Origin of the sequence: Halobacillus sp. Marseille-Q1614, assembly GCF_902809865.1 — a bacterium.
Taxonomy (GTDB): Bacteria; Bacillota; Bacilli; order Bacillales; family Halobacillaceae; genus Halobacillus_A.
In genome coordinates this window covers 1,805,617-1,831,318 of sequence record NZ_CADDWH010000001.1, presented here as the reverse complement: position 1 = coordinate 1,831,318, position 25,702 = coordinate 1,805,617, and the positions used below count along the sequence as shown (strand labels likewise).

Here is a 25,702-nt window from a genome sequence, read left to right as displayed (position 1 = left end):
GATCCTATTATGGACTGGTACCTAATCGTCATCCCTGTTGTCACGACCTTGTTTACCTACTTTTCCCTTTATTTAAAAGAGGCTTTGCAGCATAAAAAAGAAACCCAAAGGACGATAACAGAAAGTAAGCTGGTCGAGCTGTATAACCAGCTTTTTAGCTATAGCTTGAAATATACAGATCGACTGGATAAGAGCTTTTACACCGTACCTCAGAATTTATTTTATTTAGACGGAGAGTTCACTTCTGACGGGGATGTGCATGTCGTCAACGATCCCGAGTACTGGGACGGTGTGATTGATGAGATCCGCTGCAAAATTCATGAAAAGCTCCACTTATTAGATCATGACGATCTAGAAGTGTGGCACCAGCTTGAATTGTTGGAGCTTGAAGAGAAATGGACAAAAGAGTTGACGCTGAACGTGGAAAAATACAAGCTCCTGCTTGAGTTTTTTAAAATTATCCAGAGAAAATATGAGCGGTTATATAAGGAGTATCACGCTAAGGATTGAAGATTTAGCGCTGTTCGCGGCTAAATCTTTATTTTCGCGGCTAAAATGAAAAAGCCGCGGCGAAATTCTCAATATCACGGGTAAATCTAAAAAACACGGGCGAAACATCATCCGCCGACTAAGAAGTGCTTCTTACAATCACTTCATGTATTCTATAGAAAAGGAATTTCTGACACTAGTGCCGAAAAGAAAGGGGCTGCTTGCCATGCATGGAACGATAGAGGTCAATCATTTAGCTAAAACTTTTAAAAAAGGGAATGTGAAGGCTGTAAAAGATGTCAGCTTCACAGTAAATGAGGGAGAATTCTTCGCTTTTTTAGGCCCTAATGGTGCTGGGAAATCAACCGTTGTACAGATGCTGACTACTTTAATCAACCCAACTGGCGGGGAAGCTTTTGTGGCAGGTTACAATGTCAGCAAAGACCCGGGAAAAGTGAGGCGTCACATTGGAGTAGCCCTTCAGGAAACAGGGGTGGACCCTGACTTAACCGGCCGGGAAATGCTTGAGCTGCAGGCCCATATTTTTGGCTATCAGAAACAAGCGGCCAAACAGAGAGCGGATGAGCTGCTGGAAATTGTTCAGCTTAAAGGGGATGCATCAAGAAGGATCGGCAATTATTCCGGCGGGATGAGACGCAGGCTCGACCTCGCTTTAACGCTCGTGCACGAACCCAAAATCCTGTTTCTAGATGAGCCGACCACCGGTCTTGATCCTACCAATAGGATTGCGATTTGGAAGGAATTAGAGCGTCTCAATAAAGAAATGGGGACAACTATATTTTTAACGACTCAATACTTAGAAGAGGCCGATTCGCTGGCTGATCGAATCAGCATCATCAACCGCGGGCTGATCGTTGCTTCCGGAACACCGAAAGAACTAAAAGCGCAGATCGGGAGTGATCTGATTACGCTCACCTTTAAAAATGAAGCGGACTTACAGAAGTCAGAATCTGTATTGGAAGAAGAACTGGATACGGTTGACCTGATCGTGCGAAATGACAAGCTGAACGTGTATGTAAATGAAGGGAATAAGCAGCTGCTGCAGATTGTGAGGACCCTCGATCAGCACCAATTAGAGTTAGAGACTACCAATCTGTCATCACCAACTTTAGACGATATTTTTCTTAAAATCACGAACGAGCCGGCAGGAGGGGAAGAAGATGGGCAATAGTTTTCTAAAAGATACGTGGCTGATTACAAAAAGAAATATCGTAACAACATTGCGCAACCCATTTTCTTTTATCCCTAACTTAATGATTTCAGCCTTTTTCCTGCTTGTTTATGAAGGCGGGCTTAGCGGGATTTCCCAGCTACCGAACTTTGAAGGCGCAAATTACCTGGCGTTTATCCTGCCTGTGTCGATTGTATCTGCAGCTATTGGCGGAGCAGGGGGAGCCGGACAGGCCATCGTTAAAGATATTGAGAATGGATTTTTCTCAAGACTTCTGCTGACGCCCGCTTCCCGGCTTGCAATCGTACTCGGTCCGATTATCGCCGGCATGCTGCAGTTGTTTGTACAGACGCTGTTTATTTTAGCGATTGCTTATTTGCTGGGGCTTGAATCCGTGACAGGGTTTGGGGGTATTTTATTCGTCATTCTTATAACGATCGGATGGGGACTCGCGTTTGCGGGATATTCCGCCGGGGTTGCACTTCGCACGAAGAACGCTCAAGCCGCTCAAGCCGGAACGTTTATCTTTTTTCCGTTGATTTTCCTTAGTACGACGTTTGTGCCTTATGAACTGATTGAAGCCCAGTGGTTAAAAATTGCAGCGACGATCAATCCTACTACCTATATTTTTGAAAGTATGCGGACCGTGCTTATCGACGGCTGGCATTGGCGGGAGCTGATGCAGGGCGTAATTGCTATTGCCATCGCCTGCACGATCACAATTACGTTTGCTGCTGTTTCCGCTAAAAAAGCTGTATCTCGCGGTTAAAGACTCCCTCTCTGGGGAGTCTTTTTTTTATGGCCTTAAAAAGCTCATAGAGGAGATTATTCGACATAAATATTGTATAATAGACATAAAAAGACAGAATTTTCAGTATTAAAGGAGGGGTATTTTTAGCTTTTTTAAAAAAATGAATAGGGGGTTAATGTTATGAACAAGCTCCTGACTACTGCTCTCATCCTGTTTCTCGCCACTTTCCTTTCTTTCACTCCTCCTGTCGAAGCGGCTTCTTCCCAATTTGTGACCAAAGGAAATACCTCAAGCAAACTCGTTGCTCTGACATTTGATGATGGATCAGATGGTACCAATATCGCTAAAATCTTAAAAACGCTTTCAGATGAACGAGTCACATCGACCTTCTTCCTGACTGGATCGGGTACGAGCAATCACCCTCAGTCTATTAAAAACATTGCAGCCAAAGGCCACGAATTAGCCAACCACTCCTATTCCCACCCTGATTTTACTACATTATCCACTGCTAAAATAAAAAGTGAACTAGATCGGACCGAAGCGATTGTAAAAAGCACGACAGGCCTCTCCACTAAGCCTTTGTTTCGAGCGCCTTTTGGATCGGTGAATTCGCAAGTGCTGGCAGATGTCGGCAATGCCGGCTATAGCCATACGATTCACTGGAATATTGACACACTGGACTGGAAGGGACTTTCGAAAACGGAGGTCTATAATCGTGTCGTAAATAACATCGCTCCTGGTTCAATTGTTTTGATGCACACAGGCGCCGGGGCTTCTGGCACTCCTGGAGCTTTACCTGAAATAATTAGAGAGCTTAAATCCAGAGGCTATCATTTTGTGACTGTGTCTGAGCTTCTTAATCTCAGAGGTTCAATCAGTGGGACAACCTATACCGTGAAAGCAGGCGATACGCTTTATAGCATTGCCAGAAGCCTCGGGGTGACCGTCCAGGAACTCACAGCAGCAAACAACATCACCAACCCGAATTTAATTACAATCGGCCAGGTTTTAAAGATTCCTATAGAGAACCAGCCTCCATCTACCGGGGCCCTCTATACGGTTAAATCTGGTGATACGCTGTACAGTATCTCCAGAAATTTTAACGTAACCGTTAATGATATTGCCAAAGTGAATAACATTACAAATCCATCTTATATTCGAGTCGGGCAGCAGCTCAATATACCAGTGAACGAAATCTACTACACGGTAAAACCTGGTGACACATTGTACAGCATTGCCGTAAGACACGGGACGACTGTTTTGATGATCGCTGCAAACAATAACATTTCAAACCCAAGTTTAATTCATCCGGGTATGGTATTGAAGATACCAAAGTAACTATAAAGCCATCGAGGTACCAGCTCGATGGCTTTATCAGCAGGTATTTAAACCGCTCAGCACAAAAATAAATGGCAGCCTCAACAGCCTTTATAGAAGAACTCCATAGCCGCAAGCCGTAAAAATCACCCCATCATTAGAAAAAATTGGTATACTATCAGTAGAGAAAGGGGAGATTTTATGCAGTCTTTAGATGAAAAAAGATTTATCGTTGAGGAAAAAGAAGGCTATACCCCAGTTGTCGGAAGGCTGCTGTCCATGATGGAGTATGCAAGAAGGACGACTCTAGAGGAAATAGAGGACTTTACTGCAGAGGAACTCGACTATCGGATCGACGGCAAAGGAAATTCCATCGGCTGTCTGCTGTATCATATTGCGTGTGTGGAAGACGTCTATCAAATTATTACTTTCGAAGACAGGGATCCAAATGAAACAGATCTAGCACGGCTGGAAACGGGACTAGCTCTTGGAGAAAAGACCCATCAGGAGATCCATGGAAATGAGCCACCTTTTTACATAGATAAACTGAAGCGGGCTAGAAAGAAAACACTCGAGCTGTTTAAACAAAAAGACGATAGGTGGCTGGATGAAGTTTCTCCTTTTGGACCGGATTATAAGGCCAATCATTATTTTCGCTGGTTTCACGTATTTGAAGATGAGCTCAATCACCGCGGTCAAATCCGTCTCATCCGCCGTCATTTAAAAAGTGAGCAGGAGGAACAGTTTTAGAAGTGGAAGGAGAGTAGGACTTTTGATACGGTATCTGTAGAGGTGAGGCAAACATGCTGTTAAAAGGATTGATCGTTTTTTCGGCTGTTATTGTGGTTTTATTGTCGTTTATAGGTTTATTTACTGATACAGCAGCTTTAATGCCATATTTGATGCTGTCTTTAGGTATACTTATGGTTGTTTCAGGTATCAACGAAATTAAAAATAATAATAGAAAGTTCTATGGTTACTTCTATATGGCTGCTTCTATTATTGTATTTACAGCTTTTATTTATTCTTTTTAAAAAAACAGTAACTGTAAATGTTTCCTATTCTGGGGAAGATGAATTTGAGTAAGTCGGTGGTTTATTGAAGAATTGCTAGCAAAAAAAGGACGGGGGAACGACTCCTAATTATCGTAAAGAGGGCAGTAAAATTGCGAGACTCCTGCGGGAAGAAGAGGCAGGGCGAGATCCCGCAGCAAAGCGAGTGATTTCCTTGCCCTCGATAAAAAGTTTTCGATTAACAAACAGACACGTTTTTCATAGCTTTAGAAAAAATGATAGAAAACAATTAAAGAGGGGGAGAGAAATGTCCAACAAAGAAACATGTCCATTTTGTTATCCTAAGAAAGACCCCGAACAGCAGATTGTTTTTGAAAGTGAAACCTGTTATTTTCTCCAGCACAATAACGAACAAGATGTGTTAGTAGGCGCTGGTGTCATTGTTCCAAAAAAACATCGCATGAATACATTTGAGCTGACAAAAGAAGAGTGGGCCGAAACTTATGATCTGTTACATAAAGCAAAAGAGTATATTAATGATAAACAGTCACCCGACGGTTACACACTGGGATGGAATGTAGGAGAACCTTCCAATCAAACCATACCGCACAGCCACTTTCACGTCATTCCGAGGTATAATGATGAGCCTCTGGCAGGGAAAGGCTTACGCCACTGGCTGAAACAGCCGGAAAATAAACGAAAGTAATTTGAATGAAAAGAGAGGAGTCAGCTGTTTATGATAGTAACCAATGAAAATGGCCTGCTCCTTTTGCGAAATGACTACTTAGGCGAACGAGACTGGAGAAGGGATAACTGCTACAAAATTATATTCTCTCCGATCGGCAGGGGAGAATACCAGATAAGGCAGGGAGATCTCTCTATTGAAAGGGGTTCGTTTTTAGTTATGAACCCGAACGAAGATCATAAGCAGCTTAAAGCTGTTCAGGAAAAGCTCCTTGTTGAACTCCAGCCTTCGATAATACGGCAGGCGGCTGAGCAGCTTGAAATCTCACAGCGTGAGCCCGAGTTTTCCATGATTGCTTATAAACATCCACAAATCCAGCAGTGGATAGGTTTTGTGCGGGAATTTCTCCTGAATCATAAAGACAAGGAAATTAACATGAACTCCTTCTTTTTAGAAAACAGTCTGACCCAGCTTTCTATCCTGCTTTTGCAATATGGCGCAGGTACCCACCTTAACGATTTCCCAGGCCAGAGCTATAAAGGTAATATATCCATGGCTTTGAACGCACTTAAAGAAAGCTATAAGGAAGACTGGACATTGGATGAAATGGCAAAGGCTGCCCGGCTTACTAAGTTTCAGTTTGCCCGCCAATTTAAAGAAGAGCTTGGGCTTTCTCCTTATTCCTGGCTCCAGCTGTACCGGTTGTTCCGAAGCCATGAATCTCTTATTCACTCCAAAGATTCGGTATTAACTATAGCTCTATTTCACGGGTTTAAAAGCGTCAGTTCCTATAATTATTTATTTAAAAAGGTTTACCGGAGAACGCCGACCGAGTTTCGCAGCAGTTACCGATAGAATCACCATCCCTGTCACACTTATTATTACAATCACCAGCCCGCTCCCGATCATTAAATATTGAATAGGAATGAAAACAGCCAAAGTGCCGTAAAAAGCGAGTGATATTGTATTTGAGAAATATAAAAGCAACGCATTTGTACTAAATGCTCTTCCCATTTTAGCTTCCGGAACAAGGGTTTGAAGAAGGTAAACACGGGACAGCCCTGCAATCGGAAGCCCGACCCCCACAATTGAACAGCCGATAAAAAAGTGGGGCAGGTTATAAAGCAGCCCATAATAGGTAATCCCTACACCCCAAATGATTGTCCCCGTTACATACATTTTCAGTGTCATTTTTTTAATGAAATAGGGGAGAATGAGGTTGGTAAGAATGACGACGCCTCCAAACACACTTTGTAAAATACTGTAGATTTCTTCGCTATTCGAGCTCATCTCTGTAAGAGCAAGCAGAAGCCCTACCTCCCATACCCACGTATTAAAGAAGACCGTGAGAAAAGTAAAAAGGAACAATTTTCGAATGACTGACTCCCCTTTTAGCCACCTTAAGAATTCAGCAACCGCTCCAAATACGGCCTTAATGGACCTGCTCGCTGCGGTACGCGATTCATTAATATTCATCCACCAGATGCATAAGGCGCTGATGCCATAAGTTAAAGCGTCCACTGTAAAAAAGTGAATAGCACCGTGTGAGTTTAACAGCCAGACGGTTAAGAAGGGACTTATCACAGTTACCCCTCTAGTTAAACTATCATATAAGCTGTTTATTTTTGTCCGCTCATCCTCATTCGTAATAAGGGGAAGGACAGAGCGGTGAGCAGGGTTGAAAAAACAGCCAATGCTTTGAATGAGGAAGCTTACGATAATTAAATAGACAAATGTGAGGATATCCAAATAGTGAAAAACAACCACTGAAGAAATTAACGGAATTCTAATAATATCTAAGAAGAGGAGCAATTTCTTTTTAGGCAGCCAATCGGCAATCACTCCGCCTATGAGTCCAAAGAAGAGATAAGGCAGGGCTTCTGCCATAGCCATAGCTGTCGTATGAAGGGCAGACTGTGTTAAGTCATACGCCAGAAAGAGAAACGCCATCCCTGATAAAACATCACCCAGCCTGGAAACACTGCCAGCCATCAGGTAATATCGTATATTTACATTCTTCCTGCTCACTTTTATCACCTCTTTTTCTATCATAAGAGGGGGTCGCAGATAATGTCTGTCGGTTTATTGCTGTAAAAAGCGTCAATTTTTAAGGAGGAAAAATGAATGAGAAAAGTAGAAGTCGTGCCATATTCTATGGACTGGCCCATCTTGTTTAAGGAAGAAGCGGCAAAGATCGAGAAGATTTTGGGAAAAGAAATCGCTGACATCCATCATATTGGAAGTACGTCGATTCCTTCCATTTACGCAAAGCCGGTCATAGATATCATGGTTGAAGTTTATGAGATAAATAAAGTGGATCGTTACAACGAAGGCATGGAACAAATAGGTTATGAAGTAAAAGGCGAGCACGGCATCTCTGGGAGAAGGTTTTTTATGAAAGGCGGCGACGAACGCACGCATCATATTCACATCTTTGAAAAGGGGAGCCCCAACGTGGATCGACATTTGGCTTTTAGAGATTACATGATTGCCTATCCGGAAGAAGCGTCTGCCTACAGCCGGCTGAAACGGTCACTTGCAGAGAAGCACCCTTGGGATATGGACAGCTATATAAATGGAAAAGATGACTACATAATAGAAACCGAGCAAAAAGCACTGGAGTGGAAGAAATCTAAGGGGATAGGAGGTTAGTCTTAAAGCTTCTTATGCCCGACAGAAGGTAACAACGATCCTGGTCGTGAAGAAGAGCCGCGAATCCAATCCTTATTAATTTATCTATAAAACATATAGTAAGAAATTAAGAAGTCTGTCCAAAAGTCAGTGAAAGCTGATTGACTGGGCAGCCTTTTTATTTTTCCATAACATTCTAATACCCATTTGAATATAATACTTTGACATAACATGATCAGTGGCATACACTATAAACAAACAATCAAACGAATATTAGAATGAAGGTGAATACATTTGAGCAAAAATCCTGCAAAAGAAGCGCCGAAGTGTGAAACGTTTTGTTATGACGAACAGCTGGTCAATCGCATCCAGCCGCAAATCGAGGAAGTAAGCGGAGTTGAATTAATTTTTAAAGCTTTATCCGATGCCACAAGGCTGAAAATTGCCTACGCCTTAACTCTGGAATCAGAATTGTGTGTCTGCGATGTAGCAAATATTATCGGTTCAACAACCGCTACAGCGTCTCACCATTTAAGGCTTTTACGTAATATGAAGTTAGCTAAATATCGCAAAAAAGGGAAGCTCGTTTTCTATTCACTCGCTGACGATCATGTCCGTCAGCTTGTATCCATTGCCATGATCCATGCTAAAGAGTAATCAAACGGGGGAGTTTACATGAGTCAGTCTAATGAAACGGCAGAGAAAAGCTGCTGTACGAGCGGCACTGAGACAAACGCATGCTGTAACGGGGAGAAAACCCAAATCGCCGCAGGTTTAGAATCAGCAGAGGTTTTAGGACATATGCAGACATACAAAGTGGAAGGAATGGACTGCGGATCTTGTGCAGCCACCATTCAGAAGCATTTATCGAGGAATCCGAAAGTAAAAGAAGTTCGTGTTAATTTTTCTTCAGGAAAGATGCATATTGATCATACAGCGACTTCTGAGGAAATCATTAAAGAAGTGAAAAGGTCCGGATTTCAAGCTTCCTTAGAGACAAGAGGAAAGCAGAATGCGGCCTCCGTAAAAGCTAAAAAGAACTGGACGACTACGATTTCAGGTGTGCTGCTAGCGATCGGATTTTTATTATCTTTTACGAACCTATCGCCTGCTGTCGCAACGGCTTTTTATGCTTCAGTTATCGTTATTGGCGGAACTAAGCCGGCTAAAAGTGCTATTTATGCAATTAAAAGCCGGTCGCTGGATATGAATGTGCTGATGGCATCTGCAGCTATCGGAGCTGCATTAATTGGTGAATGGTTTGAAGGGGCAACAGTAGTCTGGCTGTTTGCACTCGGGAATACGCTGCAAAACCGCTCCATTGAACGAACGAGGGAATCGATTCGCGGCTTAATTAATCTCACTCCATCTGAAGCGGCTGTTAAAGTGCGAGATGAATGGGTTCGAAAGCCTGTCGAAGATCTTCAGGTGAATGATCTAATCTTAATTAAGCCTGGTGAAAAGGTTCCTCTTGATGGAAAAGTCGAAACAGGAATATCAAGCATAAATCAGGCTCCGATTACCGGCGAGTCCATGCCTGTTGATAAAGAACAGGGAGATACCGTCTATGCGGGAACAATTAATGAACAAGGTTCCCTTGAGGTCCGTGTAACCAAGCTGGTCGAGGATACAACAATTGCTAAAATCATTCATCTCGTGGAAGAAGCGCAGGAAAAGAAAGCTCCAACTGAGGCTTTCGTTGACCGTTTTGCCAAAGTATATACACCGATTGTCTTTATTTTAGCTTTATTCGTCATGACTGGTCCGCCTCTTCTTGGGTTTGGCACGTGGAGTGAATGGTTTTATAAAGGTCTGGCGTTACTTGTCGTCGCCTGTCCGTGCGCTTTAGTAATTTCTACGCCGGTAGCAATCGTTTCAGCGATAGGAAACGCAGCTCGAAATGGAATATTAATTAAAGGCGGCACATTTTTAGAAAAAGCCGGAACCATTCAAGCGATGGCTTTTGATAAAACAGGAACGTTGACAGAAGGAAAGCCGAAAGTTTCTCAGGTTATACCGGTAAATGGAGGCATCGATGAAGTGGTAAGGGTGGCAAGAACCATTGAAGAGCATTCCACTCATCCGATCGCACAGGCGATTACGGACTATGCAGAAGAGAGAAACATTCCTTCAGCAGAAGGCTCCCTTTTTAAAGCTATCGCAGGAAAAGGAGCTCAGGCCACGGTTGACGGAGTCGATTATTTTGCAGGGAATCCGAAGTTGTATCGCGATATGAATGTTGATCTATCAAGTATTGAAATCGAACTCGATTCTCTGCAAAAAGACGGTAATACTCTTGTAGTTGTAGGAACACGCAGTGAAATTCTTGGAATTATCGCTGTCGCTGATACCATCCGAGATATTACTGTGAATGCCATCCGGAAGTTGAAAGGGGTCGGCATGGGAGAGATCGTCATGCTGACAGGTGATAATGAAGGAACTGCAAGAAAAATTGCCGGTCAGACCGGTGTTGACCGCTATTTCGCTGAGCTGTTGCCAGAAGATAAAGTGACAGCCGTTAAGAAGCTTCAGGAAGAGGGTAAAAGTGTCGCGATGATCGGTGACGGCATAAATGATGCCCCTGCCCTGGCAACTGCTGATCTTGGAATTGCAATGGGCGGTGCCGGAACTGATACAGCGATGGAAACAGCTGATATCGTGCTGATGGCGGATAACTTGGAAAAACTGCCGCACACGATTAAGCTGAGCCGGAGAGCCCTGGCGATTATTAAACAAAATATATGGTTCTCGATCGTCACTAAATTAGCGGCCTTACTGTTGATCTTCCCAGGATTTTTAACATTATGGATGGCTGTATTAAGTGACACAGGAGCGGCCTTGATTGTTATACTCAATAGTATGAGGCTGTTAAAACAGAAGTAGAGAGAGGGGATGCCCTCTCTTTTTTTTATAATTTTATTGAATGATAGGGAGACCCGCGAAACTCCTGTTTCTTTAACATTACATAAGAAAGGAAGATTACATTTGGCGATCATATTGTTTCTTTTAGCGGGATTAGCTGAAATTGGCGGAGGTTATTTAATATGGCTCTGGCTGCGTGAAGGAAAGCCGTATTACTTGGGGATATCAGGTGCTTTATTCCTGGTGCTGTATGGGGTTATCGCCACTTTTCAGTCGTTTCCGTCGTTTGGAAGAGTCTACGCGGCTTATGGCGGGATTTTTATCATATTGTCGGTCCTCTGGGGGTGGGGCGTTGATAAAAAAGCGCCGGACACCTATGACTGGCTTGGGGCTGTGATTTGTATAGTCGGCGTAAGCGTGATGCTTTGGGGGCCTCGGCAGTAAGACATAGTTATCATCAATTGTGCGTTTCAAGAATGTTCATGGAAAAGCTGCTAGAGAAAAAGCTAATTGCTGACAGCACATCACGGATAAAAAAACGCTTCTCATCATAGAGAAGCGTTTCAGCTTGTGGAGAAACCCTTTGTTTTCCGCAAGCTTTTTTCTTGCCGTGAGGAGCGAAGGACCCTTCCCTTTCCGCGGACGAGTGCCCGAGCTTCCTCGCAAAGCCCACGCTCGACGATCTCGGCTCACTCGTTCTTCCGCAGGAGTGGAAGGGTCCTCGCTCCTTGGAAGTTTCTTAAGATAGAAAAAGCCTCTCCTCCACCCAGCTCACTCTAGATAGATGGGGGGCAATCTTTTTCATGTTCCGGCAGGCAGCCGTCATCAGCGCCTGTTCTTTCACTTTTTCTTTTCCACGCAAGCGACAATTACGCTCTACTTTCTCTTTTCTCATGCGATAAATCCACTTTCCTTCACTGGAAAGTCGGGGGTCCCACGATGAACGACCGTTGTCTTCTAAATAGGGACGGACTTTTATAGGAATAAAGGAGAAGTCTGTGTATCGGTCAATCTTACGAAGTTTAAAATCCAGGAGATAGGTAAAAAAACAGGCTGTCGAGAACTTTCTCGACAGCAAAAAAACGCTTCTCATCATAGAGAAGCGTTTTTTTGCTGTGCAGTTTTAATAAAATACGAGCCGATTCCGCGGGTTGCCGCCCCAATGAATACAGCAATTAAGATGCTCAATATCCCGCTGTTATTTGTAAGAGCAAGGCCGCCTTGAAATCCAAGGAAAATCATTACACCAGTGATGAATCCTAATAGCAGTCTTTTTAAGAATGGATGACTCATTGTGAATTGCTCCTTCATTCGTTTGCTGTTAATATTGACCAGATATCTCATATCTATACAACAGTGACTTCTCTATTAAGTCGTTCTGCTCTTATTTCATTACCTTATTCCCGCAATCACACGACAAACGGACTAATTTTTTTAAAATAATTCAAATTATTTGAAAAAGTTTCTATATTTTCCTTAAAATGAAACCATTCATTTTAAGGAGGAGAGTGAGACATGAGAACAAAGTATATAACAGCATGTATTTTTGCTTTAGCAATTCTGTTAGGAGGAGGACAGATGGTTTTTGCCGACGATTGTTTTAATAAAGAGGTGCCCTTAACTCCGGAAGAGCAGCGGATTGAAGACGGAAAACCAATCCCGCAGCAGATAATGGCCGATGCTGATTTCACACAGTATGCCGATCAGTTCGAAGAGAACTTATGCCAGGCGAAAGATATGAAGCAGGCTGAAAATATTATTAAGAAGCATGGTGAAAAGCTTTGGAAGACTGCGGTACAGAGAGCTCAAGGTGAGCGCTCAGAATTAGGAGAGCTGGATCGTTATGATGACCGTCCTCTGTACTGGACACGATTACATATGACAAGCGCTCTTAGAAAGTGGGAGCCGGAATTTGGACTGTCGGATGCCGACAGGGAGAGTTTAATGAAGAAGCTCGAGTACACTTCCCGTGGTATTACTTCAATCGATTTTCCTAAAGGTAAAGGGGTGAAGCGGATACTAATCAGCGGATTTGATCCTTACCGTCTCGAACAGGAGTTTAGAAGATCGAACCCCTCAGGAGCTGCCGCGTTGCAGCTAGATGGGAAAAAAGTAATGACAGAGGACGGACTCGCTATCATTCAGGCTGCCAATTTTCCTGTAAGGTGGGAAGATTTTGAGGAAGGCATTGTTGAGGATACGTTTGGGCCTTATTTAAAAGAGACGAAAGAACAGGTAGACCTGATGATGACGATTAGTCAAGGCGGCCCGCGAGTAATGGCAATTGAGGGATATGCTGGCCGCTGGCAGACGGGGATAGACAATAAGCTGGAAGAAAGATCAAATGTTATTCCAACGGTCGATCACTGGCCAATGCCTGAGGAACTGCCCGAGTTTATTGAAACTACTCTTCCTGTAAAAGCGATGACCAGTGCCGAAACTGGTCCTTGGCCGGTTGAGAGAAATAACGAAGTATGTGAGTGGCAGGCTCCTGATTATCGGGACGGTGATTATGTCTGCCAGGAAAATGGACCGACGGAGAATTCAAAAGCTCGTTCCGGTGGCGGTGGCAGCTACTTATCTAATGAAAGCCAATACCGATCCAATCGTGTAAGACTTGGGTTAGGCGCCTATGATATCCCGGGCGGACACCTTCATGTTGCTGCACAGGAAAATTATCCGGAAGACTCTGATGTTTATATTACCGAAGATTTCAGGGAATTCCGCCAGACCACTGTCGATCAAACGGTAGAGCTGGTCAAAGCTGCTGCGGGAGCTGTGGATCAGAAATAAGTTTATTAGATTAAAATCTGGACTCTTTAAGGGAGTCCAGATTTTTTAGGGTGAGTTACGGCCGGGTTTGATGGGGTTACCAGCGCTTCGAACGACGTCCCTCCCGCGCGCACCAAAAAAGCAGGACCCAGCCGGATCCTGCTTTCCTTACATTTAATTATCAAACAACGGACTGACTGGTTCTTCATCATGAACGCGTTTAATCGCTTCTCCGATGAGAGGTGCAATCGTCAGCTGTGTGATTTTATCGAGTCTTTTTTCATTTGAGAGTGGAATGCTATTTGTGACGATCAGCTCTTTGACGGGTGATTCTTTTACTTTATCGACAGCCGGACCAGAGAGAACCGGGTGAGTGCTGCAGGCATAGACTTCTTTCGCACCATGATCCAGCAGTGCTTTCGTTCCGCTCGTAATTCGGGTGGCTGTATCAACAATATCGTCCATTAAGATCGTGGTTTTTCCTTTAATGTCCCCTACGACATTCGTTTCTGCGGAAAAATCTGCTCTAGGTCCGCGCTTATCAATAATGGCAATATGGGTTTTTAGATGCTCCGCCATTTGTCGGGCCATTTTTACGCTGCCGTGGTCAGGGGCAACGACCACGACGTTATCGAGGTTCTTTTGAGTAAAGTACTCGGTGAAAATCGGCATGGCGAGCAGCATATCAACTGGAATATTGAAGAAGCCCTGTGCCTGCGGGGCGTGAATGTCAATGGACATTAGTCTTGTAGCTCCCGCTCTTTCGATCAGATCAGCCAGCAGTTTTGCGGTAATCGGTTCGCGCGGCTGCGCTTTTCGGTCTTGGCGCCCATATCCATAATATGGAACGACGACGTTAATGGATTCGGCAGATGCGCGCTTTAAGGCATCAATCATAATCAGCAGCTCCATAATATGCTGGTTCACCGGCTCGCTCGTTGATTGGATGACAAAAACGTCAGCACCGCGGACACTTTCTTCTATATTAATTTGTAATTCTCCATCACTGAACTCCTTAACCGAACAATCTCCTAACGGTATTCCCACATTTTCCGCTATTTCTTCCGCAAGCTCTCGATTAGACCTCAAGGAAAAAATCTTTAAATTAGAATCTGGACCTTTGGACATTTCTGGCTCCTCCTTGTGTATGTACGCTCTTCGTTTACCCTTTACATTATCCCAAAAATTAAAGGGATGCACAAGAAGAGATAAGCAGCTTATAGAATCTCAGACAAACTACGTACCGCATCCTTTTACATATACTAATTTGTATGTAGATGTAGGAGGGAAGTATGATCGTGTATTATGTCTATTACTACCCTAATTATTATTACCCGATGTATTGGCCGGTACGTTATTATCGCCAGGTGGACGCCGAACTGCTTCATGGATCAGCTGTCGAGTCCAAAAAATTGATGAAGGACGCCAGTTTGGTACTTGATATGCTGGCAGACTCAAAGGAGTTTGATGAACAGCTGATGCAGGCTGCCGAGCAGTCCAATGAGCAGGAAGTTAAGCGGCTTATTGATTCTATTGGTGTGAGTTCCAAAGTAGAAGTTCATTATAATCCCGATGGTCTTCGGCTTGAGTTTTCTTCACAGCTTCATGGTGTGGACTGCTGTAAATTACTTATAGCTTTACGCTGGAGATAATTTATTAAAAGCCATGTTAATTATTAATGTAGATTATCACAAAAAGGGGAACCTGCTTGCTTTAAAGCGGCCCCACATGATGTGTGATGTGGGGTGGTTCAATGTTGCCACATGACTTAATCGGACTTGCAACTTTTATAAGAGCCTCCACACTCGTTATCTCATTAAGGGGCCGGCCGTTTATTAAATAGGAGTCACGCAGAACCCTTTGCCTTTTGGGTGACTATCAACAATGTCGTTTAACAGAATAATTTAAAAAAATATATATAAAGAGACACCTGAGTATGCCCTCGTTTCGATTGTAGAAGTAAATAGCCGAAATGAGGGAATTTTAATGAATATTGAACAGATCCGTGAAATGCAGCCTTTTAAAAGTGTAAAAGAAATGGATAAGCATGTGAGGGCATTCTTATTTAGAATGAAACCTGCTTTATCAGAAGGAACCTTAAAGGTATTAAGCTTTATTTGGAGACACTCCGTTAAATACCGGGGTGTTTCCTTTGCGAAGATCGCAACGATTGAAAAAAATACTACGCTCAGCCGCCGAACCGTGATTCGGGCGATTAACCGGCTAGTTGAGGAAAAGCTTTTAAAACGAGTGGAAACAACGAAAGCCAATGGAAAGCGCGGCGTTAATCTTCTTATCATTCTCCAGCAGGAGGATCTTTTTTTACCAGACGATGTCACCCCAAATGACACCCCAAGTGACACGGCATCCATCTCCTTAAATCCCCCTTGTGACAAGCTTCAACAGATCAAAAAGCAGGTCGAAGCTAAGAGAAAGCAATATAAAAACTCTTCTTGTAATCCTGTACTGATCGACCACTCCTTTATTCCGTCTTTTATCCCTAAACCTTTTATAGACACTGCGAAACCTTTCTTAAGTCCGCGGGACGTTCTTGAAGCCTGGCGTACAGTTGAAACGGCCTGTAAAAATGTTACGCTTCGTTATCCCGCTTCTGAATATCTCCCCACTGTACAGGAAGTTTTTAAACAAGCAGTATTTGCCAAAAAGCATAACATGATTCGTACTTCCTTTATGGGTTACTTTTATGGAGGATTAAAAAACAGGCTGACGGAAGTGGTAAGAAAAGAAGTGGTAAATAATCCGACTTCGGTTTATTTTAACTAGCTTGAGGACGAACTTCCCTAAAAAATAGAGCATTTACATTTATATGGTAATAAGATATGGTGAATGTATAGATAATTCTGAAAATATTAACAGGAAGCAGCTCGATTACTAAAAACAAGGGAGCTAAAGAATTTTTACAAAAAGCAGAAGTTCGTAAACCGGTAGGAGGCTGTATTTAAGCAGCTGTAGGAAAGAAACCGCAAAAGGAGATTTTTTATGATTAATGGATTCATAGTTTTGGCAGTCATAATAGGACTGCCCTGGCTGATTGTTTTTATTCGTGACAAGACAGGCTGGAGCAGAAGCAGGTTTTATGGTGATGACATTAATAAAGGGGCAAAACCTTTAAACGAAACGAGAGCACAAAAAGAAGCAAAACGTGCAGTTGACTTAGAGAATACAAGGGGAAACAATTATTTCGGCGGCGGGTGGTAGCTCAAGCCATAGGGGAGGAGTAATTATATGTTATATGAATTTAGCATCCCGGGTATGATATTCTTGTTCATCGTTGTTACTGTCATCATCTTTATGATTACCTTTTTATACAAAAATCCGCAGTAAAAAACATGCGGGTTTAGTCCCCGCATGTTATTTGTATTCTTTATCCGTACCGTCTTCAAACTCAATCTCCAATTCGAATTTCTCGTAATCATCGTTAATCGAGAAAGCCTTCTTCACTTCGGCGATTACATCTTTGTCAAGTGTATTCTGGTCGAAGGTGAAATCTTCAAAAATAGGTGAAAGCTTATCTAAAGCTTCATCACTTTTTAAATCCATGTCCTGCGTTTCATCAAAGTATTTCGCTTCCATACTTTCTTTCTCATTTTCATACTCGACATCGACTAACTTATCATCAGGATATTCTACATCCAGTTCAAAACCTGTAAAATTAAAGCCTGTTTCAGTTTGACCCGCCACTTGTTCCTCATTTTCAGAGGGCGCATTCTCCGGCGGGTTGCTGACTTCTTCATTGGAATCATTGTTGCAGGCAGCCAGAAAAAATAGCGGAATTAGTAAGAAAGCCAAAGATCTTTTCAACTGAGATCATTCCTTTTTACATTTAGTACAGGTAGCATGTGCGTATTAGGGAAAATTATACTTTTTATCCATTTCATTTGGAAAACTTTGCAGGAATCTTCTGCAAAGTTTTTATTTTGTATCTTAGGTATACTGATGGTAATAACTTACTGAAAGAGGAGAGATAGCATGGATTTACATTTAAAAGGAAAATCGGTGATCGTAACCGCGGCAAGTAAAGGATTAGGAAAAGCCTCTGCCCTGGAGTTTGCAAAAGAAGGGGCTCATGTGTTGATATCCAGTCGAAATGAAGAAGACCTAAAAATAACGAAAGAAGAAATTATCGAGATTTCCGGAAATGAAAATGTGAAATACGCCGTCTGTGATGTCACCTCAGCAGATCAGATTAAGGAAATGGCGGCAAGAGCCTTAGAGTGGAACGGAAAAATTGATGTGCTGATTAATAACGCCGGTGGTCCGCCTGCTGGCGACTTTAACGATTTTGCGGATGCAGACTGGCAGTACGCGTTTGAATTAAACCTGCTCAGCTTTATTCGTACGATCCGTGAAGTTCTTCCTTCCATGAGAAAGCAGCAAAGCGGAAGGATTATAAACATTGCATCATCCTCTATTAAGCAGCCGATCGATCATCTCATTTTATCGAATACATTTCGAGCGGGGGTCGCAGGCTTGGCAAAAAGCCTGTCTCAGGAGCTTGCACCGGATAATATTTTGATCAACACGGTCGGGCCGGGCCGAATTGCGACAGGCCGGGTTGCCTCTTTAGATGAAGGGAATGCCAGCCGGCAGGGAAGGTCTGTTGAAGAAGTTAGAAAAGAAAACGAGCAGGCACTCCCGATCAAGCGCTACGGCGAACCAGAAGAATTCGCTAAATCTATCGTTTTTTTAGCGTCCGAAGGAAATACCTATATGACCGGCCAGTCCCTGCTGATTGACGGCGGACTCGTTAAAGCCCTATAGCATACCAGGCCGTTACTAGATAACCAGAGAAAAAAACAACCTCAACTAATGAAAGCTGGACTTCGGTCCGGCTTTTTTTATGCGAAAGGATACTTATTTTGTATTATTTTCATATGCTCCAGCTATAAAAGTATTCTAAAACCTCGCTGAATAGAGGTTCAGGTTCGACAATGACTAATGATTTAGCGCGTGAAAGCAACATCACTTTAAATAACGTTCTTGAGAGAAAATTTAGATAATTCTAAACTAACTTTGATACCTGTTTTTTACAATACTGCCTGAAGGAGGTTTTTGCATGATTTCACCTCGTCCTCAGCTAAATGGAATTTCGATGTATTCACCGGGTAAACCGATTGAGGAATTAAAGCGTGAAAAAGGTCTTACGAAAATATTAAAAATGGCATCCAATGAGAATCCATTTGGTTATTCTTCATTAGTGGACCAAGCTGTTCAGAAGGAAATGACAGAACTTACGAGATATCCTGAGACAACGTCACCGGCTTTAGGTGTAAAACTTGCAAATCGGCTGGATGTAAAGCCTGACCAGCTTATTTTTGGCAATGGGTCGGATGAAATCATTCGGCTGCTTACAAGATCATACATAAATGAAGGGGACGAGGTCGTGATGGCCAGTGTAACGTTTCCCCGCTACAAAACGAATGTGCTAATTGAAGGCGGAGAACCGGTAGAGGTTGAAATGGTGGATGGAACCCATGATCTCACATCCATGTTAAGGGAAATAACTCACAAAACGAAATTGGTATTTGTTTGTAACCCTAACAACCCTACAGGAACAATTGTGAAAGAAGAGCAGCTTGAGCGGTTTATCGAGCAGGTGCCGCCCCATGTACTGCTCGTTATAGATGAAGCGTATTATGAATATGTCGACAGTGACGAATACTTAGAGACGCTGCCCTTGCTTGAGAAATATCCAAACATGATCATCCTGAGAACTTTTTCAAAAATATACGGCCTGGCTGCTTTACGAATTGGTTATGGTTTGATGGCTCCTGAAATCGTTCAGGAACTTCTGAAAGTAAAAGATCCGTTTAACGTCAACCGACTAGCGGCAGCAGCGGCTTCTGCTTCTCTTGATGATGATGAGTTTCTTCATAACACCATTCTCAAAAATCAAGAAGGACGCACCCAGTTAATCAAGGGCTTTAAAGAAATGGGATTATCTTATTTTCCGACACAGACGAATTTTATCATGGTGGACGTCGGACGGCCTGCCGATGAAGTGTTTGAAGGTCTATTAGACAAAGGGGTCATCGTCAGACCGGGTCACTTAATGGGATATCACAGTATGCTTCGGGTGACGATCGGGCTGAAAGAAGAAAATGAAGTATTTCTTGATGGGCTAAAAGCAATTCTTCACCCGCGGGTTTCTCAATCAACCGAGTAAAGGAGTGATGGGGTTGGAAAAGCAATTTCCGATCATCCAGTATGTCAATGAAAATGGAGATCTGATCGAAAATGGAATCGATGTAAGGGAAGAAGAGATTAAAGTGTTTTACCGCCATATGCTTCGCACGCGCATGATGGATAAAAAATGCTTAAATCTTCAGCGCCAGGGGAGAATCGGCACTTACGTACAGTATGAAGGACAGGAAGCCGCTCAGGTCGGCAGTGCATTAGCGGTCGGTGACGGAGACTGGATGTTCCCTACGTATCGTGATCATGCGGCAACGATGACGTTTGGGCACTCTTTAAGAAATCAGTTTCTTTATTGGAAAGGCCGCGTTGAAGGCGGTATTCCGCCAGAAGGTAAAAATATTTTTCCACCGGCTGTTCCCATAGCTTCTCAGCTGCTTCATGCCGTCGGAGCCGCCTGGGCGGAAAAGAAGAAAAAGTCAGATCGTGTATCTATCGTTTATTTCGGGGATGGAGCGACGTCAGAAGGAGATTTTCATGAAGGCTTGAATTTTGCAAGTGTATTCCAGGTGCCAGCTGTATTTTTTAATCAGAATAACGGGTTTGCCATTAGCGTGCCAATGGAAAAACAGATGAATTCTAAAACAATCGCGCAAAAAGGGCTCGCTTATGATATTTTCAGCCTGCGTGTGGATGGCAATGATGTGATAGCCGTCTATCATGAAACGAAAAAAGCTGTGGAACGTGCCCGAAATGGCGGGGGACCGACGTTAATTGAAGCGGTAACGTGGAGGGATGGTGCTCATACAACCGCCGATGATCCTTCCAAATACCGCGATCAGCAGGAGAGCGAACATAGAAGAGCCACAACAGATCCGCTTTTACGAATGGAGAGGCTCCTTAAGAACAAGGGCTGGTGGGATGAACAGTGGAAAGTCAGCCTGGAGGAAGAATTTACTGAGGAGATCAATACAGCGCTTAAAGAAGCGGAAGCCTACAAGCCCGCTCATGTGGATCAGATTTTTGACTATGTGTTTGAAAAGCCAACCTGGACAATTGAAAAACAGCGTGAGAAACATAACCGAGTCATGAAGGAGGTTCGTTGATGACGACTGTAGCGGCAGATGTAAAAAAGTTGACGATGGTGCAGGCGATTACTGACGGAATGCGGACCATGATGAAAGAAGACGACTCTGTCCTTGTGTTAGGAGAAGATGTTGGAGTTAACGGCGGTGTTTTTCGGGCAACGGATGGGCTTTTTCATGAATTTGGAGAAGAGCGGGTGATTGATACTCCGCTTGCTGAATCAGGAATTGTCGGGACATCGATCGGACTTGCGGTTAACGGCTTTAAGCCGATTTGTGAGATGCAGTTTTTCGGCTTTATTTATCCTGCTTTTAATCAGATTATGACCCATGCAGCGAGACTGCGTCAGCGCTCATTAGGCCGATATACGGTGCCGATGGTAATCCGCGCGCCTTATGGGGCTGGGGTAAAAGCTCCGGAAATTCATTCAGACAGTGTGGAAGCACTGTTTACACACATGCCGGGTCTGAAAGTTGTCGTACCTTCGAATAGCTTTGACGCGAAGGGCCTGTTGATTGCGAGTATTGAAGATCCTGATCCTGTTTTATTTTTAGAGCCGATGCGCTGTTATCGAACCGGACGGTTAGAGGTACCTGAACATAAATATACGGTTGAACTTGGAAAGGCAGCGACTGTAAAGGAAGGAAGAGATGTAACGATTTTTACGTGGGGAGCGATGGTGCAGGATACAGTTAAAGCTGTAGAGAAATGGGAAGCAGCTAACCAGCAAACCTGTGAAATTATCGATCTTAGAACCCTTTATCCGCTGGATAAAGAGACGATCAAAGCCTCTGTAGAGAAAACAGGGCGAGTCGTAGTCGTGCAGGAAGCTCCGGAAACCGGCGGGGTTTGCGGTGATATTATTTCAGTGATGAATGACGTCTGCTTTTATTATTTGAAGGCGCCTGTGCAGAAAGTAGCAGGTTTTGATACGCCTGTTCCGGTATATTCATTGGAACAAGAGTACTTGCCGGGCGAGAAGAAAATATTAGCAGGCATTCAGGAAGCAATGCGGGACTAAAGGAGGTTTTTAAGCTTATGGAAGTGAAGTTACATGATATCGGTGAGGGTATGCATGAGGCAGAAATACTGCATTACTTTGTGAAAGCCGGGCAAAGAGTGAAGAACGATGAGCCGCTTGTTGAGATTCAGACAGATAAGATGACGGCTGAGCTCACGGCGCCTTCAGATGGAGTGATTGAGGAAATCTGTGCAAGTATCGGAGACGTCGTGGAAGTCGGATCAACTATTTTATCGATCCGTACGCATGATTACGATGAAACAAAAACGATGCTCATCAGCCGGGATTCGAGGCCGCAGGTGAGTGCATCCAGTAATGACAGCACGAAACCGTATAAAACAGAAAATCCGAACAAGAGGGTCCAGGCCTCTCCGCATACACGGCGTGTGGCAAGGGAAAATGGTGTAAACCTTGAGGAAGTGCAGGGCACAGGGCCGTCGGGGAGAATTAGGGATCATGATATTTTCAATTTCATGAAAGCGCATACACAAATTAAGGGGCAGCAGTTAGAGCCGGCAGTGACAACCGAACCCGCTAAAGAAGAGGACTACGTCCCATTTCGCGGGAGAAGAAAGCAGATTGCTAAGAAAATGACGCAGTCACTTTTTACGGCACCCCATGTGACTCATTTCGACGAAGTGATGATGACGGACCTGCTTGCACTAAAACAAAGCTTAAAGCAGCAGGGGATTTCCATTTCGGTCGCCGCTTTCTTTATTAAAGCCCTGCAGCTTTCGTTAAAAGTCCACCGAATTTTCAATGCCAAGCTTGAGGAAGAGAAGGGGCGGATTAAGCTTGAGTCAGTTTATAACATTGGATTAGCAACTGATACGGAAGAAGGATTAATTGTTCCTGTTATAAAAAATGTGGAGCAAAAGTCCTTAGAAACGATTCAAGCTGAAATGAAAGAGCTGACAAGAAAAGCGAAAGATAACGAGCTCACATCCAAGGACATTACAGGCGGCACGTTTACAATGAGTAACGTAGGTCCGCTTGGCAGCACAGGGGCTACACCGATTTTAAATTACCCTGAAACGGGGCTGATCGCTTTTCACAAAACAAAACGGACACCTTTCGTCATAGATGAGGAAATTGTGATTCGTGATGTTATGAATCTATCCTTTACGTTTGATCACCGCGTGGCAGACGGAGCTCAGGCTGCTGCTTTTGTAAACCGTTTTATCGATTACATTCAGAATCCTAGTCTGATGCTTTTAAAACTCGTATAAAAGGAGGCTAACTGTGGAACAAAGAATTCCGTCCTTTGCCATGTCGCTCGTCATGTTTTCATTTATAGTCGCTATTCTCGGTGTCAGTATTCTTGCTTTTGGGACGGCTCCGCACATCCCTATTGTGATCGCTGCTATCATTGTTGCACTATATGGGTTAAAGCTCGGCTATACATGGAAAGAGTTAGAGAAAGCTGTTACGAAGGGTGTTTCACATGGTGTGCCGGCCATCTTAATCTTGAGTCTGATCGGGATTTTGATTGGTATCTGGGTATTAAATGGCACGGTGCAGACCATTACATTTTACGGTCTTCACATTTTATCTCCGTCTATTTTTCTCGTTTCGGCAGTCATTATTACCGCTGTGATCGCTACAATGACAGGGAGTTCCTGGAGTGCGATCAGCACGATCGGTATCGCATTAATGGGTGTAGCGTATGGAATGGGCATTTCGGCTGCAATGACTGCAGGGGCTATCGTCTGCGGCGCTCTGTTTGGGGATAAAATGTCTCCATTATCGGATACAACGAATCTAGCATCCGCTACGGCTAAGGTTGATATTTTCGATCATATTAAGCACATGCTTTGGACAACAATTCCAAGCCTTGTGATCACCTTAATAATTTTTGGTGTGATCAGCTTTATGACAACACAGGAGTCTGCCAACACGAGTAATGTAGAGGCGATGATAGCAACGCTCGAAAGCGAATTTCCGATTACTCCTGCTACACTGATTTCTCCGCTCCTCATTATTATTCTGGCATTTAAGCGGGTCAGATCGATTCCTGCTTTAGTGATTGGTATCGCTGCTGCAGCAGCAACTGCCTTTTACACAGTTCCTGGTGTAACTCTGCGAGAAATTATGAATACCGCTCATTTCGGTTACACAGCCGAGACGGGGGAGGAAGCGATTGACAGCCTTTTATCGATTGGCGGTTTAGACAGCATGCTGTTTGGAGTTTCCCTTATTTTGATTGCACTTTCGTTTGGCGGTATTATTAAAGAGATCGGCATTGCCTACGCCGCTATTAACGGGATAAGGAATTTCCTGCAAAGCCGGGGCAACGTTGTGCTCGCTACTGTTCTCTCGTGTCTTGGAGTCAACGTTAGTGTGGGAGAGCAGTATTTATCTATTATTCTGCCGGGGCAGATGCTTGAAGACAGCTACAAGAATGCTAATCTGCATCCGAAAAACTTATCCAGGACCCTTGAGGACGCAGGTACAATTATTCACCCGCTGATCCCATGGGGCGTTACCGGTGTGTTCATTATGTCGACACTAAATATTGGCATGGGGTATATTCCTTACGCTTTCCTTTGTTTTATCAGTCCGATTATTGCCATCATTTATGGATACACCGGATTTTCTCTGACTCCATTAAATGAAAAAGTAGTAGACTATGAGGAAAAATTAATTGAAAAAGATGCTTAATAAGAAAGGAACATTATGAAATCACATATTCCAATAACGAAAGAGGTCATTCCGTCTAAGGATGGGGAGAGAGTTTTTTACTATACCCTACCGGAGCAATACGATGAGGCACTGCCCATTGTCTTCAGCTTTCACGGTGCAGGAAGCAGTGCGAAGCATCACATTTCACTTACTACATTTCATGAACGGCCAATGAAGGAAGAAGCCTGCTTTGTTTTCCCTGAAGCATTGATGCTCGATCCTGCAAAACCGATGACCCAGCAGTGGAATGAAGGAAGAAGTAAAAATCTATCGTGCCAGCAGCAAGTGGATGATACGGGATTCGTAATGAACATGCTTGATTATTTCCGTGAAAAGAACATCATTGATGAAGAAAGGATCTATTTGACAGGCTTTTCTAATGGCTCGGCTTTTTCCCTAAAGCTGGCCATCGAATATCCCGAGCTTTTTGCGGGAGTTGGAGGTGTCGGAGGGCCTGTCGTTAAAGAAATTGCAGAAAAAGCAAGCTGGACTCGAGCCATGCCGCTGATTTTTTTTATGGGAGAAAAAGATCCGGTGGTCCCTTATGACGGAAACTATACATCAAATTACATGATCGATCAGCTGCTGTCAGCAAAGGAGACCGTCTACGAATTTGCCAAATCACTGCCTTTCCCTGTGGAAGAACAAATAGATAAGCAGGGGGAAGTTTCTAAATTGACCTATCTGTCCAAGAGTAATAGTGCGCAAGTGGTTCTATATTCCATGAGAGACTCTGGGCACACGTGGCCGGGAGGACCGGCGTTTCAGAAGAAACTAGGAACAGGCAAAGTTTGTGAGCAGCTGGACGCGACGGATATGATCTGGAAGTTTTTAAAAGTTCGATAGAGAAAGACCGTTTAACACGGCTTTCTTTTTTTTGGTGTTATTAAGTTGAGTTTATCCAATCAGGCAAGACTCCTGCTTAAAAAACGGGCGATCCCAGATCCTAAGCGTTGTTAATGCGAGGAGGCTCCCCCCTTTTTAGTGAAAATCAACATTATTGATTAAGATATTTTTTAAGAATACTTTTTTGATATGTAAAACC

At 43.5% G+C, this 25,702-nt stretch carries 28 protein-coding genes; 23 read left to right on the top strand and 5 right to left on the bottom strand.

The window, feature by feature from the left end; genetic code table 11:
* Positions 1-9 precede the first annotated feature (9 nt).
* From HUS26_RS09225 to HUS26_RS09190, 8 genes are all read left to right on the top strand, one after another.
* On the top strand, positions 10-510 hold the full coding sequence (locus HUS26_RS09225) for a hypothetical protein (RefSeq protein WP_173916884.1): 501 nt from the start codon (positions 10-12) through the stop codon (positions 508-510).
* A gap of 178 nt (positions 511-688) precedes the next feature.
* Positions 689-1,681: an ATP-binding cassette domain-containing protein gene (locus HUS26_RS09220; RefSeq protein ID WP_254434161.1), complete on the top strand. Its 993-nt coding sequence runs from the start codon at positions 689-691 to the stop codon at positions 1,679-1,681.
* The gene (locus HUS26_RS09215; RefSeq protein ID WP_173916883.1) at positions 1,671-2,450 is read left to right on the top strand and encodes an ABC transporter permease; all 780 of its coding nucleotides are present in this window, start codon (positions 1,671-1,673) and stop codon (positions 2,448-2,450) included. The genes HUS26_RS09220 and HUS26_RS09215 overlap by 11 nt, the downstream gene beginning before the upstream one ends.
* A gap of 162 nt (positions 2,451-2,612) precedes the next feature.
* Positions 2,613-3,770 carry a LysM peptidoglycan-binding domain-containing protein gene (locus HUS26_RS09210; protein WP_173916882.1) on the top strand — a complete coding sequence of 386 codons (1,158 nt, stop codon included), beginning with the start codon at positions 2,613-2,615 and terminating at the stop codon, positions 3,768-3,770.
* A 180-nt stretch (positions 3,771-3,950) separates the two neighbouring features.
* Positions 3,951-4,499 carry a DinB family protein gene (locus HUS26_RS09205; RefSeq protein WP_254434160.1) on the top strand — a complete coding sequence of 183 codons (549 nt, stop codon included), beginning with the start codon at positions 3,951-3,953 and terminating at the stop codon, positions 4,497-4,499.
* Positions 4,500-4,552: 53 nt separating this feature from the next.
* Positions 4,553-4,783 carry a DUF3953 domain-containing protein gene (locus HUS26_RS09200; protein WP_173916881.1) on the top strand — a complete coding sequence of 77 codons (231 nt, stop codon included), beginning with the start codon at positions 4,553-4,555 and terminating at the stop codon, positions 4,781-4,783.
* A gap of 286 nt (positions 4,784-5,069) precedes the next feature.
* Positions 5,070-5,468 carry an HIT family protein gene (locus HUS26_RS09195; RefSeq protein WP_173916880.1) on the top strand — a complete coding sequence of 133 codons (399 nt, stop codon included), beginning with the start codon at positions 5,070-5,072 and terminating at the stop codon, positions 5,466-5,468.
* Positions 5,469-5,498: 30 nt separating this feature from the next.
* Entirely contained in the window at positions 5,499-6,302 is an 804-nt protein-coding gene (locus HUS26_RS09190; RefSeq protein WP_173916879.1) for a helix-turn-helix transcriptional regulator, read from the top strand.
* On the opposite strand, the gene HUS26_RS09185 is transcribed toward HUS26_RS09190, so the two are convergent.
* Positions 6,246-7,475 (bottom strand): MFS transporter, encoded by a 1,230-nt coding sequence (locus tag HUS26_RS09185; RefSeq protein ID WP_254434159.1) that lies wholly within the window; start codon positions 7,473-7,475, stop codon positions 6,246-6,248. The two genes, HUS26_RS09190 and HUS26_RS09185, sit on opposite strands and share 57 nt — an antisense overlap.
* Positions 7,476-7,571: 96 nt before the next feature.
* Between HUS26_RS09185 and HUS26_RS09180 the strand changes: the two genes are divergently transcribed.
* From HUS26_RS09180 to HUS26_RS09165, 4 genes are all read left to right on the top strand, one after another.
* Entirely contained in the window at positions 7,572-8,099 is a 528-nt protein-coding gene (locus tag HUS26_RS09180; RefSeq protein ID WP_173916877.1) for a GrpB family protein, read from the top strand.
* A gap of 273 nt (positions 8,100-8,372) precedes the next feature.
* Positions 8,373-8,735: a metalloregulator ArsR/SmtB family transcription factor gene (locus tag HUS26_RS09175; RefSeq protein ID WP_173916876.1), complete on the top strand. Its 363-nt coding sequence runs from the start codon at positions 8,373-8,375 to the stop codon at positions 8,733-8,735.
* An 18-nt stretch (positions 8,736-8,753) separates the two neighbouring features.
* On the top strand, positions 8,754-10,961 hold the full coding sequence (locus tag HUS26_RS09170; RefSeq protein ID WP_173916875.1) for a cation-translocating P-type ATPase: 2,208 nt from the start codon (positions 8,754-8,756) through the stop codon (positions 10,959-10,961).
* Positions 10,962-11,063: 102 nt separating this feature from the next.
* Complete coding sequence (locus HUS26_RS09165; protein WP_254434158.1) at positions 11,064-11,384, top strand: YnfA family protein; 321 nt, start codon at positions 11,064-11,066, stop codon at positions 11,382-11,384.
* A gap of 295 nt (positions 11,385-11,679) precedes the next feature.
* Here the strand turns inward: HUS26_RS09165 and HUS26_RS09160 are convergent, their stop codons facing one another.
* Together HUS26_RS09160 and HUS26_RS09155 are read right to left on the bottom strand one after the other, a co-directional pair.
* Positions 11,680-11,835: a hypothetical protein gene (locus HUS26_RS09160; protein WP_173916873.1), complete on the bottom strand. Its 156-nt coding sequence runs from the start codon at positions 11,833-11,835 to the stop codon at positions 11,680-11,682.
* A 197-nt stretch (positions 11,836-12,032) separates the two neighbouring features.
* Positions 12,033-12,233: a hypothetical protein gene (locus HUS26_RS09155; RefSeq protein ID WP_173916872.1), complete on the bottom strand. Its 201-nt coding sequence runs from the start codon at positions 12,231-12,233 to the stop codon at positions 12,033-12,035.
* Between the two features lie 222 nt (positions 12,234-12,455).
* Between HUS26_RS09155 and HUS26_RS09150 the strand changes: the two genes are divergently transcribed.
* Positions 12,456-13,733 carry a hypothetical protein gene (locus tag HUS26_RS09150; RefSeq protein WP_173916871.1) on the top strand — a complete coding sequence of 426 codons (1,278 nt, stop codon included), beginning with the start codon at positions 12,456-12,458 and terminating at the stop codon, positions 13,731-13,733.
* A 153-nt stretch (positions 13,734-13,886) separates the two neighbouring features.
* Here the strand turns inward: HUS26_RS09150 and HUS26_RS09145 are convergent, their stop codons facing one another.
* Positions 13,887-14,840, bottom strand: a complete 954-nt coding sequence (locus tag HUS26_RS09145) for a ribose-phosphate diphosphokinase (RefSeq protein WP_173916870.1) — start codon at positions 14,838-14,840, stop codon at positions 13,887-13,889.
* 164 nt (positions 14,841-15,004) lie between these two features.
* On the opposite strand from HUS26_RS09145, the gene HUS26_RS09140 reads away from it, so the two are divergent.
* From HUS26_RS09140 to HUS26_RS09130, 3 genes are all read left to right on the top strand, one after another.
* Positions 15,005-15,364 (top strand): hypothetical protein, encoded by a 360-nt coding sequence (locus tag HUS26_RS09140; protein WP_173916869.1) that lies wholly within the window; start codon positions 15,005-15,007, stop codon positions 15,362-15,364.
* 334 nt (positions 15,365-15,698) lie between these two features.
* The gene (locus HUS26_RS09135) at positions 15,699-16,496 is read left to right on the top strand and encodes a helix-turn-helix domain-containing protein (protein WP_173916868.1); all 798 of its coding nucleotides are present in this window, start codon (positions 15,699-15,701) and stop codon (positions 16,494-16,496) included.
* Positions 16,497-16,712: 216 nt separating this feature from the next.
* Positions 16,713-16,931: a hypothetical protein gene (locus HUS26_RS09130; RefSeq protein WP_173916867.1), complete on the top strand. Its 219-nt coding sequence runs from the start codon at positions 16,713-16,715 to the stop codon at positions 16,929-16,931.
* Between the two features lie 153 nt (positions 16,932-17,084).
* On the opposite strand, the gene HUS26_RS09125 is transcribed toward HUS26_RS09130, so the two are convergent.
* Complete coding sequence (locus HUS26_RS09125) at positions 17,085-17,534, bottom strand: YusW family protein (RefSeq protein WP_173916866.1); 450 nt, start codon at positions 17,532-17,534, stop codon at positions 17,085-17,087.
* 168 nt (positions 17,535-17,702) lie between these two features.
* Between HUS26_RS09125 and HUS26_RS09120 the strand changes: the two genes are divergently transcribed.
* The 7 genes from HUS26_RS09120 (at position 17,703) to HUS26_RS09090 (ending at position 25,503) form a co-directional block, all read left to right on the top strand.
* Complete coding sequence (locus HUS26_RS09120; protein ID WP_173916865.1) at positions 17,703-18,494, top strand: SDR family oxidoreductase; 792 nt, start codon at positions 17,703-17,705, stop codon at positions 18,492-18,494.
* Between the two features lie 295 nt (positions 18,495-18,789).
* Positions 18,790-19,899, top strand: coding sequence for a histidinol-phosphate transaminase (gene hisC, locus HUS26_RS09115; protein WP_173916864.1), 1,110 nt, complete (start codon positions 18,790-18,792; stop codon positions 19,897-19,899).
* 13 nt (positions 19,900-19,912) lie between these two features.
* Complete coding sequence (gene pdhA / locus HUS26_RS09110) at positions 19,913-20,974, top strand: pyruvate dehydrogenase (acetyl-transferring) E1 component subunit alpha (RefSeq protein WP_173916863.1); 1,062 nt, start codon at positions 19,913-19,915, stop codon at positions 20,972-20,974.
* Positions 20,974-21,975 carry an alpha-ketoacid dehydrogenase subunit beta gene (locus tag HUS26_RS09105; protein ID WP_173916862.1) on the top strand — a complete coding sequence of 334 codons (1,002 nt, stop codon included), beginning with the start codon at positions 20,974-20,976 and terminating at the stop codon, positions 21,973-21,975. The genes pdhA and HUS26_RS09105 overlap by 1 nt, the downstream gene beginning before the upstream one ends.
* A gap of 17 nt (positions 21,976-21,992) precedes the next feature.
* Positions 21,993-23,204: a dihydrolipoamide acetyltransferase family protein gene (locus tag HUS26_RS09100; RefSeq protein ID WP_173916861.1), complete on the top strand. Its 1,212-nt coding sequence runs from the start codon at positions 21,993-21,995 to the stop codon at positions 23,202-23,204.
* A gap of 13 nt (positions 23,205-23,217) precedes the next feature.
* A complete protein-coding gene (gene nhaC / locus HUS26_RS09095; RefSeq protein WP_173916860.1) occupies positions 23,218-24,636 on the top strand; it encodes a Na+/H+ antiporter NhaC in 1,419 nt (472 codons plus the stop codon).
* A gap of 15 nt (positions 24,637-24,651) precedes the next feature.
* Positions 24,652-25,503, top strand: a complete 852-nt coding sequence (locus tag HUS26_RS09090; RefSeq protein ID WP_173916859.1) for a PHB depolymerase family esterase — start codon at positions 24,652-24,654, stop codon at positions 25,501-25,503.
* Positions 25,504-25,702 lie beyond the last annotated feature (199 nt).

Excerpts from the sequence above, each read along its gene's own strand:
- HUS26_RS09150 (WP_173916871.1), top strand. The coding sequence starts at position 12,456 with ATGAGAACAAAGTATATAACAGCATGTATTTTTGCTTTAGCAATTCTG.
- HUS26_RS09155 (WP_173916872.1), bottom strand. The coding sequence starts at position 12,233 with ATGAGTCATCCATTCTTAAAAAGACTGCTATTAGGATTCATCACTGGT.
- HUS26_RS09145 (WP_173916870.1), bottom strand. The coding sequence starts at position 14,840 with ATGTCCAAAGGTCCAGATTCTAATTTAAAGATTTTTTCCTTGAGGTCT.
- HUS26_RS09160 (WP_173916873.1), bottom strand. The coding sequence starts at position 11,835 with ATGAGAAAAGAGAAAGTAGAGCGTAATTGTCGCTTGCGTGGAAAAGAA.
- HUS26_RS09140 (WP_173916869.1), top strand. The coding sequence starts at position 15,005 with ATGATCGTGTATTATGTCTATTACTACCCTAATTATTATTACCCGATG.
- HUS26_RS09135 (WP_173916868.1), top strand. The coding sequence starts at position 15,699 with ATGAATATTGAACAGATCCGTGAAATGCAGCCTTTTAAAAGTGTAAAA.
- HUS26_RS09090 (WP_173916859.1), top strand. The coding sequence starts at position 24,652 with ATGAAATCACATATTCCAATAACGAAAGAGGTCATTCCGTCTAAGGAT.
- HUS26_RS09100 (WP_173916861.1), top strand. The coding sequence starts at position 21,993 with ATGGAAGTGAAGTTACATGATATCGGTGAGGGTATGCATGAGGCAGAA.
- HUS26_RS09210 (WP_173916882.1), top strand. The coding sequence starts at position 2,613 with ATGAACAAGCTCCTGACTACTGCTCTCATCCTGTTTCTCGCCACTTTC.
- HUS26_RS09180 (WP_173916877.1), top strand. The coding sequence starts at position 7,572 with ATGAGAAAAGTAGAAGTCGTGCCATATTCTATGGACTGGCCCATCTTG.
- HUS26_RS09105 (WP_173916862.1), top strand. The coding sequence starts at position 20,974 with ATGACGACTGTAGCGGCAGATGTAAAAAAGTTGACGATGGTGCAGGCG.
- HUS26_RS09120 (WP_173916865.1), top strand. The coding sequence starts at position 17,703 with ATGGATTTACATTTAAAAGGAAAATCGGTGATCGTAACCGCGGCAAGT.
- HUS26_RS09200 (WP_173916881.1), top strand. The coding sequence starts at position 4,553 with ATGCTGTTAAAAGGATTGATCGTTTTTTCGGCTGTTATTGTGGTTTTA.
- HUS26_RS09205 (WP_254434160.1), top strand. The coding sequence starts at position 3,951 with ATGCAGTCTTTAGATGAAAAAAGATTTATCGTTGAGGAAAAAGAAGGC.
- HUS26_RS09215 (WP_173916883.1), top strand. The coding sequence starts at position 1,671 with ATGGGCAATAGTTTTCTAAAAGATACGTGGCTGATTACAAAAAGAAAT.
- HUS26_RS09225 (WP_173916884.1), top strand. The coding sequence starts at position 10 with ATGGACTGGTACCTAATCGTCATCCCTGTTGTCACGACCTTGTTTACC.
- hisC (WP_173916864.1), top strand. The coding sequence starts at position 18,790 with ATGATTTCACCTCGTCCTCAGCTAAATGGAATTTCGATGTATTCACCG.
- HUS26_RS09170 (WP_173916875.1), top strand. The coding sequence starts at position 8,754 with ATGAGTCAGTCTAATGAAACGGCAGAGAAAAGCTGCTGTACGAGCGGC.
- HUS26_RS09130 (WP_173916867.1), top strand. The coding sequence starts at position 16,713 with ATGATTAATGGATTCATAGTTTTGGCAGTCATAATAGGACTGCCCTGG.
- HUS26_RS09195 (WP_173916880.1), top strand. The coding sequence starts at position 5,070 with ATGTCCAACAAAGAAACATGTCCATTTTGTTATCCTAAGAAAGACCCC.
- HUS26_RS09190 (WP_173916879.1), top strand. The coding sequence starts at position 5,499 with ATGATAGTAACCAATGAAAATGGCCTGCTCCTTTTGCGAAATGACTAC.